Here is an 18,399-nt window from a genome sequence, read left to right as displayed (position 1 = left end):
TCAATGTTAATAAGAAATATCCTGTACGTATTTTGCAGTTTAAATTTATTTTGAACGGGTATGCGGTAATAGGATGTTATTTCTGTGAGGTATTGTTAAAGAATGTGACCATGTTCGATGTCATTCCCGCTTTTAGCTAGGAATGACATCGAAGATACGATCAAGTAATATAAAGGCTAGAATTTAAGTTTTGCACCGATAAGACCAACTGTACCTTTAATTTTCTTATTAGGAGCTTCTACATAATAAACAGGTTTACCTTTTGCTTGGAAATACGATACTTCAGCGTAAGGTAATAAGCCAGGCATTATTTTATATTCTGTAGCTAAGCTTACAGTATCAACAGTATTTTTATATCTTGATGATTTAAAATACTCGACACTTGTTTTAATCGGTCCTTGAGAATAAGCAAGACCGCCGTTATAATAATAAGTATCACGCCCCACTTTATGATATTCCTTAGCAGTTAAGCTTTTTCCTAAACTTCCGTAAGAAGCAGAGCATGAAACGTTACCGTAGGTAAAAACTGCTCCGAGATTATAAGCCTTTAAGTCAGAAAGTTTATAAGTTCCAAGTACGGTTGTAGTAGCAGTTGCTCCGCTGCCTTCTCTTTTAGCGTGAATAATTTGACGTGCTGGTTTGGCATATTCTCCCGTAACCGATAATTTCACAGCCATATCGTCAGCAATTTCATGCTCGTATGTTATACCACCGGATACAGCATCTTTAACATTTTGGTTAACTCTCATTATTGAGTCATCATCTAACGTAAAATTCTTTATGCCGGTGTTTGATCTACTAATACCGGTTCTACCTGAATTTTCGTATGTTAAATTATTAATATCCTTGTTGCCACCAGTATTAGCCGAATCGGGCGTATAAGAAATACCTGCTTGGAAGCCTTGCATTTTAGGTGTAAAAAAGTTAACTCGTCTAGCTGCTTCTGCCCCGTCGGTAGCCCAATTAAAACTATTAGCATATGATTCCATATAAAAACTAGTACCGGTATCAAATTCAGGCTTTAGGTCGTTATACCTCATATATTGACCGTCAAGGATTACATATCTCTGCCACCCGCCTGTACCTGCTGTGACGTTCCCGCCGGTAACACGCATTTTAGCTCCCGCATCGTAAGGAGAGCCCGCTTCTATTCTTCCATAATCACTTTCAAAGAAGATATGCGAGCCATTATAACTTGTAGAAGTTTTTATCCTGGTACTAGGTGAAAATACGATTTTTGCACCGGCCACTATATCATTAATAGTTTGAGAAATAGTAGCGGCGAATGCAGCTTCCGTATAAATTGCCATTTTCTTTTTATTGTCAGAAACATTTTTTTCATATCCTAATAAATGATTTTGGCTTGAGTAACCACTTTCAAATAAGTATATCCCCTCTAATTTTATTTCAGTATCCGGATTAGCTGTTTTGATAGGAGTAATATTAGCGGTTGCAACCCCTGATTGAAAGAAGCAAGCAACGCTTGCTAGCAATAATAATTTTTTCACTTGTAATACCTCTTATATTTTGTACTTTAAAAACAATTTTAGTTTTAATTAATATTCTTAAGTTATGCTTAAACTAAAATTTAATAGGTTAATTTATACTGAATATAATATAATTTTTAAAACTTACTACAAGAATCAGGGTTAACACCTCATTTTTGGTGTTGATAATATATACAAGTGGCATAATTACAACTGCCCCTTGATAGGTTTTTATTTTTAAATAACTTGGTAAGTAAATCTATTTCGTGAACGTCTAAATTAATTTATATTTTGTATTTTTATAATAAATTAGTTATAATTACCCTTTCATTTAATTAATAAAGTTTTTTACAATGTCGATTATGTCAGACAAATGGATCAAGGAAACTGCCTATAATAAAGGTATGATTGAACCTTTTGCAGACAAACAAGTTAGAGTACATAATTCGCAAAAAATTATTTCTTACGGATTATCTTCTTACGGTTATGATGCGAGAGTATCAAGGGAATTTAAAATATTCACGAATATTAACTCCACTATGGTCGATCCTAAAAATTTTGATGAATATAGCTTAGTAGATAGAGAAGTGGATGTATGTATTATTCCTCCTAATAGCTTTGCTCTAGGAAGAACAATCGAATATTTTAAAATTCCGCGTGACGTAATAGTTATTTGCGTCGGTAAATCTACGTATGCTAGATGCGGTATAATAGTTAATGTTACGCCGCTAGAACCTGAATGGGAAGGTCATGTAACGTTAGAATTCTCGAATACTACTCCTTTGCCCGCTAAAATTTATGCGAATGAAGGTGCTTGTCAATTTCTATTCTTGAAAGGCGAACAAGCTTGTGATCTTTCTTATGCGGATCGCCAAGGGAAATATATGAAACAACTAGGGGTTACCCTTCCGTTAACTTAAAAATAAAACAATTAGGATATTTATGACCACAATAAACGCTGATGCTCCTGAAGCAGTACCTCACATTTCCGTTAATGCTCAATATATAAAAGACTTATCCTTTGAAAGCCCTTCAGCACCTTCCTCTTTGGCAGCTTTAGAGCGTAATCCTCAAATCGATTTAGCACTTGATATAAATATTTCTAACTTACCGGAAGAAAATTTTTATGAAGTTGAGTTAAATATTGAAGCCACCGCAAGAAATGAGAAATATAAATTATTTACGGTAGAGTTAAAATATGCAGGGGTGTTTAATTTAATTAATATTTCTCCTGAACAACATCAAATTTTATTATCTGTTCATTGCCCAGCCATGATTTTTCCATTTGCTAGAAAAATTATTGCAAGCGTAACTCAGGACGGCGGCTTTCAGCCGTTAATGATTGACCCTATAGATTTCGGCGCTTTATATCATAAAAAAATGTTAGAACATCAAAATTAATATTTTTCTTTACATTATCATTCCCGTTTTCACGACAAGAATTTGTTGTATCAATCGAGTGTTTGGTGTCATCCCCATAAGCAGGAATGACACCAAACACGTTTTAATCAAGCGTTACTACAGTTTTTCAGTTGCGTTCACCCTATAACCTTCTCCTAATTACAATTTTATTAATAAGTAAAAAATTTAAAACATAATTAAATAATCTTTACTTATTTTATTAACAAATGTATAAAGCAATTAAATGAAAAAATAAATTGTTAGTAAGGAGAAAATACAATGAGAGTTCTTTTAATAGAAGATGAGCCGCAAATGGCCAACTTAATTGAACTAACTTTAGCTTCCGAAGGCATAGTTTGCGATATAGTCTCCGTCGGTACGGACGGCTTAAAAGTAGGTAAAATTTATAAATATGATTTAATTATTTTAGATATTATGCTACCAGATATTAGCGGCTTTGAGGTCTTGTTAAGGTTACGTGCAGTAAAGGTGAAAACACCTATTTTAATTTTATCCGGTCTTACTAGTATGGACCAAAAAATCACCGGCCTCTCTTCAGGAGCTGATGATTATTTAACAAAACCATTCGTTAGAGAAGAGTTAATTGCTCGTATAAATGCAATTGTGAGGCGTTCTAAAGGACATTCAGAATCTGTATTTAGATTTGATAAGGTTAGTGTAAATCTGGACACTAGAAATGTAGAAATTGATGGTAAAAAAATACATTTAACTAATAAAGAATATGCAATTTTAGAATTGCTTATATTACGTAGAGGAACGACCTTAACTAAGGAAATGTTTTTAAACCATTTATATAATGGTTTAGATGAGCCGGAAATGAAAATTATTGACGTATTTATATGTAAATTACGTAAAAAATTAAGTGATGCCGCTGGCGGAACAGATTATATAGATACTGTTTGGGGACGGGGTTATATGTTGAAAGAATATGACGACGAAACACTTAGCAAATCTTCAGCCGTTGAATAAATAAGAAAAACTCCGTCATTGCGAGCGAAGCAATCTAGCTAACTTCATAAGATTGCCACGTCGGGACTATTTCCCTTCTCACAATGACGGATAATGGATTCCCGTTTTCACGGGAAAGCATTGTTGCGTAGATCAAAAGGTGCTACCTCTGTCATTGCGAGGCGCTGTAAGCGGTGTGGCAATCTAGAAATAATAAATTTTATAATATTTCTTGCTCTTTTTCTTAGATTGCTGCGGAGATAGCAAGCATCTCCTCTCAATGATGGGGCAAGGTCGATCCACACAGCAATATTTTCTCATTTTCAAGGTATGGTACAAAATATAATCGTTTTATGAATTTATCTTCTTCTTTGCTTAATAATTCCGTACTAGGTAAAAAAACCAATTATGGTAATGACTACGATCCTACTTTATTATTTAAAATCCCTAGAATAACTAATAGAGAAGCATTAGGACTCAATAATAATATTATTCCATTTTTTGGCGTAGATATTTGGAATGCTTACGAAATTTCCTGGTTAAATCCAAAAGGCAAGCCTTGCGTGGCAACGGCTATTTTTTATATTCCTACTAACTCCCCTAATATTGTTGAATCAAAATCAGTTAAGTTATATTTAAATTCTTTTAATAATGCTGTAATTTCTTCTATGGAAGAACTACAGCAAATAATACTACAAGATTTAAGCACTGCAACTAATGCTCAAGTATCAGGGCGACTATTATCTTTAAATGAAAAAATAGAATTTGAGGACGTAAGCAGTAAAAATATCGATGATTTGGATGTAGAATGTAATATTTACGATCATCCTGATAGTAAGTTAATCGAATATGAAGATATTGACATTGAGGAAGAAATTAATTCAAATTTGTTAAAATCTAATTGTTTAGTCACTAATCAGCCTGACTGGGGGACAATAATAATAAAATATAAGGGTAAAAAGCTAAGGCATGATAGTATGCTAAAATATTTAGTATCCTTCAGAAACTGTAATGAGTTTGCTGAGCAATGTGCCGAGCGTATTTTTATGGATATTAAAAATGCAATAAACCCTACTTATCTATCCATATATATTAGATATACCAGACGCGGTGGAATTGATATTTGTCCCTATCGCTCTACGGACTCAAATTATACATTGCCAAGTAACAAAAGGCTGATTAGGCAGTGAATTAAGGCGCCTTGTTGCGTGGAACGAATTTTTGGTGTCACACCAGCGAAAGCTGGTATCTAACTTTTGTTATATTGTTAAGTATGTTCCCTCTTTCGAGCATTGTTCCGTGGATCGGTTTTTTCCGTCATTGCGAGGAAATTGCATAGCAATTGACGAAGTAATCTAGGCTCTGTAAACAAAATTTTAGTCTACAGAATTTTTATTATTTTTCTGGATTGCTTCGTCAAAATTTTTAATTTTTCTTTAGCTTAAGTGTAATAATATTAATCATAAAGATTAAATTCTCCTACGACTTCCATAGATTCATACACATCTATATAACCTAGGCACAAATTAAGATCATTTAGTAATTCTTGTTTATCTGAGACACTAACTTTTTTTGTCGTTATAGTATCTTTTACCGAATCAAGTTTATCATCAAACAGAGGTGGTTTATGCTCTAATAATTTTTTAAAGAAAGGCGCAACCTCTTTTGAAAGATTTGCTTTGCTACTATTTGTTACTAACTTATCTAATATTCTCAAATTCTCATTTTTATTATTTGGATTTAAATATCCTTGAGCTGCTAAATATTTTAAACAATCCATTTTATAATCGGCAAGCCATTCTGCTACTGAAATATTACTGCTATCTTTTACGTAAAAATTAAGTTTCATCCCTTTATCATATTGTTTTATAAGATTTTCTAAGTTTTTATTACCAAGCTCTAGTAACCAGTGCAAAAATGTAGATTCATATCCATTATTTGCTGTAATTTCTTTTTGTAATAGTGATTCAATATCTATTTTTTCTTGTTCAAATATTTTAGTAATTACTTCATTAGCTTCTTGCATGTATCTTATAAGCAAACTATCATCACGAGAAGGTGCGTTTTTAAGAGCGCTGAGTAATGCACCGTATTTAGTAATTATTTTATCCGCAACTGGAGAAAATATTTCTTTAGAATTTTCATCTATTTCTTTTAATATTATATCTTTTAACTTAGCATTTTTAAGTGCATCAAAAAATGTTTGTAAATTATTTAAAAATATTCCCTTAGAAATTAAAACATGACTTATTGCTTCTTTCTCTGTTATATGCGGTTGTTGCATAGTTACATCAAAAACATTTCTAGAAGCTTTTTGTTCTATTTCAGTAAGTTCTGGAAAATTTGGCAGGTTACTAAAATCCTCTACTAGTTTTGGGCTGTTTGCCCATACTGCCCATTGGAATAAGGTACAATCTGCAGAATCTTTTAATGTCCAGTTAGTAGTGGAGAAATTTTTCATTTTCTCAAATATTTTTAAAGTATATTCTTGTACAGCACTTTTTGGATTTACTGCTTGATATAATGCAGAAATTGCAGAAAACGGAGTAAGGTTTGTATTACTCATTACCTGCGTACCATTAATAATTAAAGCTTCTGTAGTTCCATCATTTACATTATCTTCATTCAATACATTATATGCAGGATCCAACTTCCCTGATTTTATTGCTCTAAGTGGGGTAGCTATTTTCTTATCGGTTAAAATTTTGTATATTTCTTCTTTCTGCCCGGCAGTCAAATGAGGCACTTCCATAGTTACATTAAAAGCGTTTCTAATAGTTTTTTGCTCTATTTCGATAAGTTCCGGCTTATTATCTAATAATTTTTTTAATGACTCTGTTGTTCCGCTCCACGCAAGCCACTCTGCAGTAGTATTACCGTTACCGTCTTTATCTTGCCAATCAGTTTTCTCCCATAAGAGCATTTTATCAACTGCTTTGTTGATACACGCTGTTATATTTTTTAATATAGGGCTTTGAAGAGGATCAAATATTCCATTTGAAGCAAAAGCAATTTGATTATAGGTATAATTACAACTATAGGCATAACATAAAGCTTCTAATATAGTTATATTTGGGGTTTGGAAGCGAATTATCTGACCATTTACATTCAGATCAAATGTTAAATCCGCTCTCAAATTCGCACTATCTTCAGTAATTCTAGAAACAGCATGGGTATATTTCCCTTGTTTTATAAAATCAAATGCCTCTTTGAATTCTTTCTCTCCTTTACTCATAAATCCCCTCTAATTTTTTATAAAATGCATTATACATGTATATTAACTATTTGTCAAAAGTATTTAATAAATTAAGATTTAATTAGGGAATAAAATTGTGATATGGACGAGTTTACAGCATATAAAATGGTATCATCCCGTGAGAGCATTGTTACGTGAATACCCAAACGTCATTGCGAACGACTGAAAGGAGTGCGGCAACCTAAAAAATAATAAAAACTTCGTCATTGCGAGGAGGCGTTGTTGCGTGGATCGAAAATTAACCTTTTTATGTCATTCCCGCGAAAGCGGGAATCCAGAAAAGCAAGATAAATCAAGCTTTTAATTTTAAAATCTAATACGTTTAATTATTAATTACTAGGTACACAGAACCTAGATTCCTGCTTTCGCAGGAATGACATAATCTATCCACGCAACAACGCCTTGCGAGTGGAGTGAAGCAATCTAGTTATAAGATTGCCGCGCCCTGACTATGTCTCTCCTTCAATGATGGAGTGAGGTCAATCCGCGCAACAATGCCTTCCTTGACTACGACCACAGGATCCGAAAAAAGTTTTGTTGAAAAGACTAGAGCCCGTGATTAAGTCACGGTATGACCCCGGAATGTTCTACACTTTTTGATCCGTTCTAATAGAAACAACGGTAGACATGCCGGGCATTAAGTTACTATTACTGGGAGATTCAAAGTCTATTAAGATAGGTACGCGTTGGACGATTTTGGTAAAATTACCGGTAGCGTTATCAGGCGGAATTAGAGTAAATTTTGAACCGGTCGCTGGTGAGATATTACGAATCTTTCCGTATATTACCTTTTTTGGTAAAGAATCAAATTGTATTTTTACTTTTAACCCTGGGCGGAATTTTTCTATTTGTGTTTCTTTAAAGTTAGCCTGTATATACATGGTTTTATCCTGGACAATCGAAAATAATATTCTGCCAGGAACTATATAATTTCCGACCTCTAAGCTACTGTTACTAAATATACCGGTTACAGGTGCAATAATTTTCGTATTCTCCAAACTTCTTTCCGTGATTTTTTTATTTTCCAATAATCCTTTAAAATTTTCCTCTTCCGCCGATTTTTCTAGCCCTAACAACAACAAATTTTGTTTAGCAATCTGTAATTCTAATTTTGCCTGATTATAATCGGTTTGTGCTTTTGCAAATAGATTTTTTGCATTGTCGAATGCTTTAGCACTAGCAAATTTTTCTCTATTTAATTCTTTAGTTCTAGCAAAATCGATAGACATAATATCAAAGCTTGTTTTTGCTAAACTTAATTCTTCTTCAGCTTGTGCTAATTGAATTTGTCCTATTAAAGTTTTTTGATCGATAATTTCTATATTTTTTATAGAAGAATTAATAGAAGCATTCAGAGAATTAAGCTTTGCTTTATAATCTCTGTCGTCAATTTCGGCAATTAGGTCACCTTTATTAACTTTAGTATTATTAGAAATTAACAGATTAGTCAAAACACCGTTAATCTCGGAACTTACATTTGATATATCAGCATCGATATAAGCATTATCGGTAGATTGTGTATTGACCCAAACATAAATACCATAAATAGTACTAATTAATGCTATAATAACTATCCCGAATAAATATTTAGCCAAAGGATGATTTTTGTATTTTTCAATATTCTGGGTGAAACTAAACATAATTATTTGTTACCAAGTTTTTGCTTAAAATAATAGCAAATCGGTATGGAAAAGAAATATATAATTGCTATTAACGGCAATGAATACCATGGATATATGATAAGATTTATAATAATGACTGCAAATAAAATCATTGCAAAGGATAAATATTCAGGTTTGATTTTTAAGTTTTTTGTTGAAATAGTCGGTAGTCTACTAGCGAGTAAAAAAGCTATTATCGCTAGATAGATATTAATGGTTATAGTGTGAATGCGGATATTTATATTTAGTAACGTACTAATCTCAAAATCTAACATCATCGGCATTAAAGCAAGTAATGCTCCGCAAGGTGCCGGTACGCCAGTAAAGAAATATTCTGCTCCTTTGTCAGGCTTAGGCTGAAAAATACTAGTATTAAAGCGTGCAAGTCGCAGTGCCATACATACGATAAATAGCAGCATCACAGCCCACGAGAATACTTTATACTCATATTGCTGAAAGGACCATAGATATATGAGATATGCTGGAGCCAGACCGAAATTAGCAAAATCACATAATGAATCAAGTTCTGCGCCAAATGGGCTCGTAGCATTCAACATCCTTGCAACCCTGCCGTCAATGCCGTCAATAATTGCCGCAGCTATAATGCAATATACTGCAATCTCCCACCTACCGTCCAAAGCAAATCTTAAAGAACTCACGCCTATAATAAGCCCTAACAGAGTAATAAAATTAGGAATTAATTTTATAAACGGAATAGGCTTACTTATTGTGACTTTACGTATTTTTAACAATTTACTACTCAATAATAATAATCGACGTCATACCGTGGCCCCGCCACGGTATCCAGAAAAAACCTTAATAAAAATCCTGGATCTAATTCATAAATCACGGGAGGCGTTGTTGCGTGGATCGAAAATTAACCTTTATGTCATTCCTGCGAAAGCGGGAATCCAGAAAAAGCAAGATAAATCAAGCTTTTAATTTTAAAATCTAATACGTTTAATTATTAATTACTAGATTCCTGCTTTCGCAGGAATGACATAATCTATCCACGCAACAACGCCATCACGGGATGACAGCATACTTATAATACTATTTTGATCTCTGCACAAATGACAAAGCTGTATAACCTTATATCCTTTCAAATTTAAATTCCGAGGTTTTTTTACGGCTGAAATCGGCAATAATTGTTTCACCGCCGATAGCAGTTTGACCTTTTCCCACAAGTAAAGCTGTCTTTAAAGGTAAATAAATATCTGCTCTACTGCCGAAGCGAATTATCCCGTATCTCTCTCCGGCTTTAACCTCTGTGCCTTCTTCTAAATCGCACACTATTCTTCGAGCTATTAACCCGGCTATCTGTACAAAAGCTATTTTCTGCCCGTTATTAGTTTCCATTAACACCGATTGACGCTCATTATAAACACTGGCCTTATCAAGCGAAGCATTAAAAAACTTACCAGGATTATAATGCAATGCTAAAATTTTTCCGCTAGCCGGCACTCTATTAACATGCACATTAAAAATATTAAGAAAAATACTAACCCTGATCATTTCTTCATCACCAAGACCTAGCTCAGCCGGCGGAATTGCTTCTTTTATTTCCTGAATTATTCCATCAGCAGGGCTTATTATTAAATCATCATTTATCGGCACGAAACGATCAGGGTTACGGAAAAAATATATACACCAGGCGGTTAGGATAAATCCTATACAACCGAGTTTACTATTAAAAGAAGCCAGTAAAAAGCTAACTACTGCAAAGCTTGCAATAAATATGTACCCTTCACGATGAATAATTTTAAAAAAATCGTTATATTGTTTCATTTTAATCTCTAAAAAGTTGTTGATGTTATTCCTAACTAAGGCGTTGCCGCGTGGATCGATTTCACTTCATCATTGCGAGGAGCTGTAAGCAGCCTGGCAATCTAAAGATAATAGATAGATTGCTTCGCTTCTCTCGCAATGACGATTAAATGCAATCATTTATCTTCTTCCTCTAAATCCTCTTCACCCTCCATTGTTTCCGAAGGTGTATTTTGCACCTCTTGAGCTGATCCAAGTGCATATACCGCTAAATCTTCAAGAGAGACATTGTTTTTTTTAGAAAGTTCGTGGAGTTTGCTTATTGCATCCATCACTTCTGCAGGTACGGTGCCACCTCGCTCTTTTGACAACCAGTCCGCTTGAAAGTGTAATGGATGATGGCCCTGTTCGGGTTCGCCTATATAAAATTTAAATTTTGACTTTTGACCGCCAAAATCACAATCAAACTCAAATACCTTAGTCATAATAAAATAAATTTGGTTATATTATTAATTATTAATGGTTTGTTACTAAAAACGCAAATCTAAAATGCTTTGTTACCAATAAAACTTTCTACCTAAACCTGTACAGCATATTTCAGATAGCTTGATACAAACAAATTTTTTAGGTCTCGCCTGTGTGCGCATATTTTAGTACGCTAGCTAACTCGCCTTTAAATTCATCTTGTTGAAACTAGGCGATCTAGAATCTTTCTTTGTCATTGCGAGCGAAGCAATCTATTTTTATTTAGATTGCCGCACTTTTTCTCGTCGCTTGCAATGACGAAACGAATTATCTTAAATTGCCGCGTCGTTGCTATCGCGGCTCTTCGTAATGACGTTGCTTTTTGTAAGGATTTCTATCCACGCAACAATACCTGTTTAAGATAATCGTTTGAAGCAATAAATTTATTGCCGTTATTTGCTACTGCGCCTCCCGCTTCCTTAATTATCAATTCAAATCCATGATATAAAGTATAATTTAACGAGGACAAATATATTATATCAATTTTACCTGATGCTAAAAGGATAGCAGAGTAACATGACGAGCCGAAATCTCTGGTATCATTTGCTGAAAAAAGAGGGTCGCTTAAATTATCGCTTATTATTAAAGCATTCTTTAAATCATTAATACCGGAAACTCTAAGCCGCGCACTTTTGTTACTTATGGAATTAAAGTTATCTCTTTCTACCCATGCCCCTTTACCTTTTTCGGCATAATATATTTCACCTAGAGCCGGAAAATGTATTATTGTAGATAAAGGAGTTAAACCTTCTCGTGTTCTTTTTAAATACGTTATCGATAAAGCAAAAAACGGTATGCTTCTTGCTAAATTATCTGGGCTGTCTATGGGTTGTACTAAAAAAGCAACTTCGCCGTTATTTTTATCGATCTCAAATAGATCATCCGGAAAAAATAGAGATTCCGAATATCTCTGCAATTCAGTTTGTAATAAAGTTTTTAATTTTGAATAAGATTTTTCGCAAAACCCTTTATTACCGACGCTTGTTCTTTGTAGCATTTCAAGTTCCAAAAAATCTCTTTGTAGAAATTTAACAGCTTTACGTGTAGCGCTTATTAGTAGATTTGTTATCGGTTGCATTTATATACTCGTTGTATTTCAAGAATTGCTCTTTCATTTTATCAGGGTCTCGTGTACTCACGTACTTATTGTACGCTCCCATCCTTTAGTTATCCATTGGCTCGCCCATCAAAATAAAATTCAATTCTTGAAATACTTAGAGTATACTATACATTAATAATTTATTTGGCCCGCTCGACAAAACTTATATCCTCAGTTTTGATAATAATTTTTTCGCCTGTTGTAAGATATTGCGGCACCATAACCCTAACGCCATTTGATAGAATTGCCGGCTTATATGAAGAGGTAACGGTTGATCCTTTAATTACCGGATCGGTTTGAATAATTTCAGCCGTAATTGTTGGCGGAAGCTCAATATTCAAAGGAGTATCTCCGTAAAACTCTATTTTTACCAGCATATTGTCGGTTAAAAGCGGTAATTTTTCACCTAAAATTTGTTTATCTATATTAATTTGTTCAAAAGTTACACTATTCATTAATACCAGCTTATTATCTTCAAAATAGAGAAATTGAAAATCTTGATACTCAAGCTCGGCTTTTTCAACATAATCGGATGAGCTAAAACGTTCATTAAGTTTGTTGCCCGTTTTTAGGTTTTTCATTTCCACTTGCACATAAGCACCGCCTTTACCGGGTTTAGTATGCTCGGGTTGCTTAAGCACGCTCCATAAATCATTGTTATATACTAATATATTACCAGTTCTGATTGAATTTGCCGAAATTTTCATATATATAATTACTAATAGATATCTTGAAAAATTATAAATATACAAATTATTCTTTTTAAAGACAAGAATTTAAATAATACTATTTTAACAACTTGGTTCATAAAATTTATGACGGCAAATATATTAGTAGTAGACGATATAGAGACAAATGTTAAATTATTAAAAGCAAAACTTTTAAACGAATATTATACAGTTTTCACTGCAAGCAGTGGTAAGGAAGCATTAAATATGCTTGAAAAAAATAAAATAGATGTAGTATTACTTGACGTTATGATGCCTGGAATGGACGGTTTTGAGGTATGTAAACAAATTAAAGCAAATCTCGATACCACTCATATACCTGTAGTGATGGTTACAGCACTTTCGGATGTAGAGGACCGCGTTCGAGGGTTAGAAGCAGGTGCTGATGAGTTTTTAACAAAACCTATAAATGATACGGCTCTTTTTGTAAGGCTTAAATCCTTATCTAGAATGAAAGTTTTAATCGATGAATTGAAACTTCGAAATGATACAAATGCTTTATTAGGTAGCCCGGCTATAGAAATGCAAGGTACTTTTAACGATAAAAAAATATTGTTAATTAATGATGATGTAGTACAGGCTAAAAATATCAAAAAAATGTTGCTAAAAATTTCTCCGAATGTGCAGGTAATAAACGAGTCCCTCGAGCTTGAAAGCATCCCGAAATATGTACCGGATTTAGTAATTATTAGTAGTACGCTTGAGAATGAAGATCCGCTAAGAGTTAGCGTAGCTTTAAAAGGTAAGTCGGAAATAAACGGAGTAGTATTAATTTTGTTGGTCGATGAAGAAAATTTGCCGATGGTTATGAAAGGAATGGAACTCGGAATTAACGATTATTTTATTTATCCTATTGAAGAGAATGAATTACTTGCCAGAATTAGAACGCAACTTCGTAGAAAACAATATCAAGATAATTTACGCAATGATCTTGAGCAAAGTGTAAATTTAGCGGCAAAAGACGGTTTAACCGGATTATTTAATCGACGTTATTTTGATATACATATAAATCAAATGTTAGAAAAAGCTAATGAAGATGGAACCAACTTGCATTTACTTATGTGTGATGTTGATGATTTCAAACATGTTAATGATACATACGGTCATCAAGCAGGTGATATAGTTTTAAAAACCGTCGCTCGTATCTTAAAAAATACTTTTAGAATAACCGATTTAATTGCTAGATTCGGAGGAGAAGAGTTTACTGTTCTTTTAAGTGATATGGATATGGAGCAAGCAATATATGCAGCAGAAAGAGCGAGAGTGAAAATTGAATGTATGGATTTTCAAATTGACGGACAAAAAGAACCTTTACATAAAACGATTTCTATCGGTGTTACGGAATATAAAAAAGGAGAAGCTATTACTGATTTTATTGAACGCTCGGATAAGGCGATGTATATGGCAAAAACATCAGGAAAAAATAAAGTAGTAAAATTGGTTTAATATAAATTTAAGATGATAAAAAAAACTCTTTCTCAGGAATATCGTAAACTACCTTATAGACCCGGGGTAGGTATGATGATAATAAATACCGATAACAAAATATTTGTTGGTAAAAGAGTCGATACTAAAATGTCAGCATGGCAAATGCCTCAAGGAGGTATAGTACCAGGAGAAACACCCAGTGTTGCAGCATTGCGGGAAATGTTGGAAGAAATCGGTAGCGATAAAGGACATATCATTGCCGAAAGTAAATGTTGGTATAGTTATGATGTTCCCCCGTCTCGGATACCGGAATTATGGGACGGTAATTTCCGAGGTCAAAAACAAAGATGGTTTCTAATTAGATTTACCGGCACTAACAACGATATTAACGTTAATACTAGTAACCCAGAATTTGAGCAATGGCGCTGGGCATCACTTAATGAACTGCTATCCATTATAATTCCTTTTAAACGTAAATTATATCAGGCGGTAGTAAAAGAATTCGGTTCCTTGGTTGAGAAATAAAACTTTCAATAAGCTCAAAAAGGATTTGTAATGCTATTACATGGATCGTTCACTATGTCATTTTCACTTTCAACGACTTTTTATTTTCATGTTATTTTGCTTTATTGCATAATTTATAAGCTCATCAATTAGAGAGTTCTTAATAGTATTCGCTATATGTTCACTTGAATTTTTGGCAATATTTTCAGCCACATTCTTGTCTAAGATTATCGACTTTACATAAGCAAAATAGACCTTATTACCTATCTGAAAAACCGGCGTATTATTATCAACTTTAGTTCTAAATATTGAGAGTAGTATCTCAGGAGATAATTTTATGTCATTCTCAATTTCTGATCTTATATAGCTTTGTTGACTTACCTCAATCCCTTGTAAGTTAAGGTTTTTTATATTTTCTTTCTCGGCTTTATATTCTTTTGCTAAATCCTTTATAGTTTGCAAATTAATATCGGCTAAATATTGTTTAGCTAAGGCTGTAGCAACTTGGTCTTTAATAGCAGAAAACTCAGGGGTCTTTGCCGGTTGAATCGCTTTCAACTCTACTAATATAAGGTAACTTTTATCTTCGGATTCTATAGGATAAGATAACTCACCTTCCACAAGTTCAAAAATACTATCAACATTCTCAGCAATTATTTTATTTTCAATCAGCTCTTCGTAACTTACGTAATTAACATTTTGCAACGGTAATTCGTATTTTTCGGCAATTTCGACTAAAGTTGAGCCGGCTGCTACGTCATCTTCTAAATTTTTCGCAAGCTCCATATTAAGTACATCAATTTTTTGACTAAGTAATAAATCGTATAATTGTTTTTCTACTTTCTCAAAAGCTTGGTCGCCAAATTCTTCTTTATTCTCGTTATAAAAACTTAATAATTCTTCTTTAGTTATATTAATCTTTTTTTGTAAATTTTGATTAGATATTTTAATATAAGAAAAGCTACGTTTTTCCGGTATTTCAAATAAATTTTTATTATTTTTATAAAAATCCTCTAGTTGCTGCTTATTCGGTACAGGAATTTTTAAATCTTTCGGTTTGTTTTTTAAATTTATTTGTAATAACTCAACATTTCTTTTTTCTGCCATATGATTAATGATGTTTTGTATCATTATTTTAGGCACATAAAAACTTTCTAAAAAACTACTAACGAGAATATTTTTTAAAGTTTTTTCTTTGAAATTTAATAAATATTCTTCTTCGTTGATATAAGAATTTCTAAAATAAGTTTTGAAAATTCTTATATCAAATACTCCTTGATCATTTTTAAAAGCGGGTGATTCTTTAACTAATGACGTGACGGTGTTGTCGCTTAAGTCAAAATCATAATAAGTAACTAAATAATCTAGAATATTATTATATATAAGCTTTCTCATAATTTGCTTATCAATATTCAACTGATTTATTTCTTCTTCACTTAAATTCGTACCCATTTGTTTTTGAATAGCGTTAATTTCCGTAGATTTTGCTTTTAGAAAATCTTCTCGGCTGATATTTTTAGCATGAGTAAAGGTAACGAAGTCGCCTCCGGATGCTTTAGGTAGTATATCTTTAATTCCCCATCCAACAAAGGCAAAAGCAATCATAGCAAATAAAACACGCATTACAAAACTATCGGCGGTTTTTCTAATATTATCGAGCATAAATTTTTTATTTAAAATATTTTATAATTAAAATAGTTCTGAAGAGCGTTATCTGCAAGCTATTTCGGTTTAAAAGTGATTATTTATAATTATTCAGAATATGCTACATAAGTTGCAAATAAGACAAAGCTAGTGTATGGTTAAGACCTGGAATTAGAAAATATAGGTTACTAATGATAAATATACTTCTTTTTATTCATATTGTCATTGCCGTTTTATTAATTATAGTTATTTTAATGCAACGTAGCGGCTCTGACGGTATAAGCGGGCTAAGCGGCGGTAATAATATGGGAGTAGTTAGCGCTAAAACGGTCGGTAATTTTCTTACTAAAAGCACTATGGTACTTGCAGCATTATTTTTGGTAAATGCCATAGTGCTTGCTAATCTTTCATCTAAAAAAAGACCTGATCTGGTTACTAAAATTAATCAAATAGATGAAAGCCAGAAAGGGAATAGTTTACCAATAGCGAAGTAATACAGGTCTTTCTATGTCATTCCCATTTAGCGTTGTGCAAGGAGCTATAAAAGGAGGAGTAGGTTATTCCTACTGCTCCTTATGTCATTCCCGCGAAAGCGGGAATCCAGGTTTTACTTTGTCATGCTGAACTTGTTTCAGCATCTCTTGCAAAAAGATCCTGAAATAAATTCAGGATGACTATAATTTCTCTGGATTCCCGCATTGAGCTAGGAATGACATACTATAAAACGTACCAATTTAAGTTAAAAATATATGCAAAAAATAGTAGCGCTGAAAAATATAAAAATAGGAAATGATCTGCCTTTTACTTTAATTGCCGGCCCTTGCCAAATTGAAAATTTAGATCATGCATTATTTTTAGCAGAGAAAATTATAAAATTAACTAGTAAACTCGGTATTCCGTTTATTTATAAATCCTCTTTTGATAAAGCTAATAGAACTTCAGCAAGTAGCGCTAGAGGTCTTGGAGCTGAACAAGGCTTAGAGGTGCTAGCTAAAGTAAAAGCCGCTTTTAATTGCCCTATCGTTACAGATGTCCATATGCCTGACCAATGTATTTTAGCAGCTGAGATTGTCGATATACTGCAAATACCAGCTTTTTTATGCCGACAAACCGACTTGCTACAAGCGGCAGCGCAAACTAAGAAGATAGTAAATGTTAAGAAAGGCCAGTTTTTAGCACCCTGGGATATGAAAAACGTTCACGCAAAATTGCAAGCTTTTGGTGCAGAAAATATTTTACTGACCGAACGAGGAGCGTGTTTTGGTTATAATAACCTTGTATCCGATATGCGTAGCCTTGCAATAATGGCGGAAACAAATGCTCCGGTAATTTTTGATGCTACTCACTCCGTGCAACAGCCGGGCGGTTTAGGTGGTAGTAGCGGCGGGCAGCGGAAATATGTTGAGTTATTAGCTAAGGCGGCTATAGCCGCCGGTGTTGCCGGTATTTATATGGAAGTACATCAAGATCCTGACAATGCACCAAGCGATGGGCCTTGCATGATTAGGCTTGATAACTTAGAATCCTTACTTGTTAAACTTAAAAGATATGATGAAATTACTAAAGAAGCAATTTACAGCTCTATTTTATAAGTGGTGTCATTTTTAGCAGCGGCATTGTTGCGCGGATACCTTCAATTATCATTGCGAGGAGGGGTGTAGTCCAGACGTGGCAATCTTATGATTAGATTGCTCCGCTCCGCTCGCGATGACGGCGCCTTTTAAATGCCGCTTGAGTCCAAATAATGCTCTACAATAATCAATAAAATCCTCCTAAAATTTCTTTCACTCAATTACCTTCATTAACTTATAATTCTTTTTACAATTAATCTAAAAAGCCTTGTAGTATTTTTATCATCAATTTAATTTTTTCTTTTTGTAATTATTGTTAATTGGTTGAATAAATAATTTTTAGTGCTATCAAACATATT

Annotated in this window: 17 protein-coding genes; 8 read left to right on the top strand and 9 right to left on the bottom strand. The window is 33.4% G+C overall.

Going from position 1 to position 18,399, the window contains the following annotated elements; translation table 11 throughout:
• Positions 1 to 176: 176 nt before the first annotated feature.
• Positions 177 to 1,508, bottom strand: a complete 1,332-nt coding sequence (locus OTR29_RS05860; protein WP_422229934.1) for a porin — start codon at positions 1,506 to 1,508, stop codon at positions 177 to 179.
• A gap of 332 nt (positions 1,509 to 1,840) precedes the next feature.
• Between OTR29_RS05860 and dcd the strand changes: the two genes are divergently transcribed.
• From dcd to queF, 4 genes are all read left to right on the top strand, one after another.
• Entirely contained in the window at positions 1,841 to 2,407 is a 567-nt protein-coding gene (gene dcd / locus OTR29_RS05855) for a dCTP deaminase (RefSeq protein WP_422229932.1), read from the top strand.
• Between the two features lie 22 nt (positions 2,408 to 2,429).
• On the top strand, positions 2,430 to 2,888 hold the full coding sequence (gene secB / locus OTR29_RS05850) for a protein-export chaperone SecB (RefSeq protein ID WP_422229930.1): 459 nt from the start codon (positions 2,430 to 2,432) through the stop codon (positions 2,886 to 2,888).
• A 279-nt stretch (positions 2,889 to 3,167) separates the two neighbouring features.
• Entirely contained in the window at positions 3,168 to 3,878 is a 711-nt protein-coding gene (gene ctrA, locus OTR29_RS05845; RefSeq protein WP_422229929.1) for a response regulator transcription factor CtrA, read from the top strand.
• A 332-nt stretch (positions 3,879 to 4,210) separates the two neighbouring features.
• Positions 4,211 to 5,047 (top strand): NADPH-dependent 7-cyano-7-deazaguanine reductase QueF, encoded by an 837-nt coding sequence (gene queF, locus OTR29_RS05840; RefSeq protein WP_422229927.1) that lies wholly within the window; start codon positions 4,211 to 4,213, stop codon positions 5,045 to 5,047.
• A 266-nt stretch (positions 5,048 to 5,313) separates the two neighbouring features.
• On the opposite strand, the gene OTR29_RS05835 is transcribed toward queF, so the two are convergent.
• From OTR29_RS05835 to efp, 7 genes are all read right to left on the bottom strand, one after another.
• Complete coding sequence (locus OTR29_RS05835) at positions 5,314 to 7,092, bottom strand: hypothetical protein (RefSeq protein WP_422229925.1); 1,779 nt, start codon at positions 7,090 to 7,092, stop codon at positions 5,314 to 5,316.
• Between the two features lie 608 nt (positions 7,093 to 7,700).
• A complete protein-coding gene (locus OTR29_RS05830) occupies positions 7,701 to 8,753 on the bottom strand; it encodes an HlyD family secretion protein (RefSeq protein ID WP_422229923.1) in 1,053 nt (350 codons plus the stop codon).
• Between the two features lie 2 nt (positions 8,754 to 8,755).
• Positions 8,756 to 9,526, bottom strand: a complete 771-nt coding sequence (locus OTR29_RS05825) for a CDP-alcohol phosphatidyltransferase family protein (protein WP_422229921.1) — start codon at positions 9,524 to 9,526, stop codon at positions 8,756 to 8,758.
• A 340-nt stretch (positions 9,527 to 9,866) separates the two neighbouring features.
• Complete coding sequence (locus OTR29_RS05820; protein WP_422229919.1) at positions 9,867 to 10,562, bottom strand: phosphatidylserine decarboxylase; 696 nt, start codon at positions 10,560 to 10,562, stop codon at positions 9,867 to 9,869.
• A 155-nt stretch (positions 10,563 to 10,717) separates the two neighbouring features.
• Positions 10,718 to 11,026, bottom strand: coding sequence for a DUF2610 domain-containing protein (locus tag OTR29_RS05815; RefSeq protein WP_422229917.1), 309 nt, complete (start codon positions 11,024 to 11,026; stop codon positions 10,718 to 10,720).
• Between the two features lie 374 nt (positions 11,027 to 11,400).
• On the bottom strand, positions 11,401 to 12,144 hold the full coding sequence (locus OTR29_RS05810) for an inositol monophosphatase family protein (RefSeq protein ID WP_422229915.1): 744 nt from the start codon (positions 12,142 to 12,144) through the stop codon (positions 11,401 to 11,403).
• A 161-nt stretch (positions 12,145 to 12,305) separates the two neighbouring features.
• Entirely contained in the window at positions 12,306 to 12,872 is a 567-nt protein-coding gene (gene efp / locus OTR29_RS05805; protein ID WP_422229971.1) for an elongation factor P, read from the bottom strand.
• Positions 12,873 to 12,980: 108 nt separating this feature from the next.
• Here efp and OTR29_RS05800 point away from each other — a divergent pair, with 108 nt between their 5' ends.
• Both OTR29_RS05800 and OTR29_RS05795 read left to right on the top strand, forming a co-directional pair.
• Entirely contained in the window at positions 12,981 to 14,339 is a 1,359-nt protein-coding gene (locus tag OTR29_RS05800) for a PleD family two-component system response regulator (RefSeq protein WP_422229913.1), read from the top strand.
• Positions 14,340 to 14,351: 12 nt separating this feature from the next.
• Positions 14,352 to 14,846, top strand: coding sequence for an RNA pyrophosphohydrolase (locus tag OTR29_RS05795; protein ID WP_422229911.1), 495 nt, complete (start codon positions 14,352 to 14,354; stop codon positions 14,844 to 14,846).
• A gap of 69 nt (positions 14,847 to 14,915) precedes the next feature.
• Here OTR29_RS05795 and OTR29_RS05790 read toward each other — a convergent pair whose 3' ends face one another.
• Positions 14,916 to 16,487 (bottom strand): SurA N-terminal domain-containing protein, encoded by a 1,572-nt coding sequence (locus OTR29_RS05790; RefSeq protein WP_422229909.1) that lies wholly within the window; start codon positions 16,485 to 16,487, stop codon positions 14,916 to 14,918.
• Positions 16,488 to 16,660: 173 nt separating this feature from the next.
• Between OTR29_RS05790 and secG the strand changes: the two genes are divergently transcribed.
• Both secG and kdsA read left to right on the top strand, forming a co-directional pair.
• Complete coding sequence (gene secG / locus OTR29_RS05785) at positions 16,661 to 16,963, top strand: preprotein translocase subunit SecG (protein WP_422229907.1); 303 nt, start codon at positions 16,661 to 16,663, stop codon at positions 16,961 to 16,963.
• Between the two features lie 255 nt (positions 16,964 to 17,218).
• Positions 17,219 to 18,061, top strand: a complete 843-nt coding sequence (kdsA, locus tag OTR29_RS05780; protein WP_422229905.1) for a 3-deoxy-8-phosphooctulonate synthase — start codon at positions 17,219 to 17,221, stop codon at positions 18,059 to 18,061.
• The last annotated feature ends 338 nt before the right edge of the window (positions 18,062 to 18,399 follow it).

It is taken from the genome of Rickettsia endosymbiont of Halotydeus destructor (assembly GCF_049278075.1).
GTDB lineage: Bacteria > Pseudomonadota > Alphaproteobacteria > Rickettsiales > Rickettsiaceae > Rickettsia.
The sequence above is the reverse complement of the archived record's forward strand: the minus strand, read 5'-3'. Positions and strand labels throughout refer to the sequence as shown.

Excerpts from the sequence above, each read along its gene's own strand:
- dcd (WP_422229932.1), top strand. The coding sequence starts at position 1,841 with ATGTCGATTATGTCAGACAAATGGATCAAGGAAACTGCCTATAATAAA.
- secB (WP_422229930.1), top strand. The coding sequence starts at position 2,430 with ATGACCACAATAAACGCTGATGCTCCTGAAGCAGTACCTCACATTTCC.
- ctrA (WP_422229929.1), top strand. The coding sequence starts at position 3,168 with ATGAGAGTTCTTTTAATAGAAGATGAGCCGCAAATGGCCAACTTAATT.
- queF (WP_422229927.1), top strand. The coding sequence starts at position 4,211 with ATGAATTTATCTTCTTCTTTGCTTAATAATTCCGTACTAGGTAAAAAA.
- OTR29_RS05835 (WP_422229925.1), bottom strand. The coding sequence starts at position 7,092 with ATGAGTAAAGGAGAGAAAGAATTCAAAGAGGCATTTGATTTTATAAAA.
- OTR29_RS05830 (WP_422229923.1), bottom strand. The coding sequence starts at position 8,753 with ATGTTTAGTTTCACCCAGAATATTGAAAAATACAAAAATCATCCTTTG.
- OTR29_RS05820 (WP_422229919.1), bottom strand. The coding sequence starts at position 10,562 with ATGAAACAATATAACGATTTTTTTAAAATTATTCATCGTGAAGGGTAC.
- OTR29_RS05815 (WP_422229917.1), bottom strand. The coding sequence starts at position 11,026 with ATGACTAAGGTATTTGAGTTTGATTGTGATTTTGGCGGTCAAAAGTCA.
- OTR29_RS05810 (WP_422229915.1), bottom strand. The coding sequence starts at position 12,144 with ATGCAACCGATAACAAATCTACTAATAAGCGCTACACGTAAAGCTGTT.
- efp (WP_422229971.1), bottom strand. The coding sequence starts at position 12,872 with ATGAAAATTTCGGCAAATTCAATCAGAACTGGTAATATATTAGTATAT.
- OTR29_RS05800 (WP_422229913.1), top strand. The coding sequence starts at position 12,981 with ATGACGGCAAATATATTAGTAGTAGACGATATAGAGACAAATGTTAAA.
- OTR29_RS05795 (WP_422229911.1), top strand. The coding sequence starts at position 14,352 with ATGATAAAAAAAACTCTTTCTCAGGAATATCGTAAACTACCTTATAGA.
- OTR29_RS05790 (WP_422229909.1), bottom strand. The coding sequence starts at position 16,487 with ATGCTCGATAATATTAGAAAAACCGCCGATAGTTTTGTAATGCGTGTT.
- secG (WP_422229907.1), top strand. The coding sequence starts at position 16,661 with ATGATAAATATACTTCTTTTTATTCATATTGTCATTGCCGTTTTATTA.
- kdsA (WP_422229905.1), top strand. The coding sequence starts at position 17,219 with ATGCAAAAAATAGTAGCGCTGAAAAATATAAAAATAGGAAATGATCTG.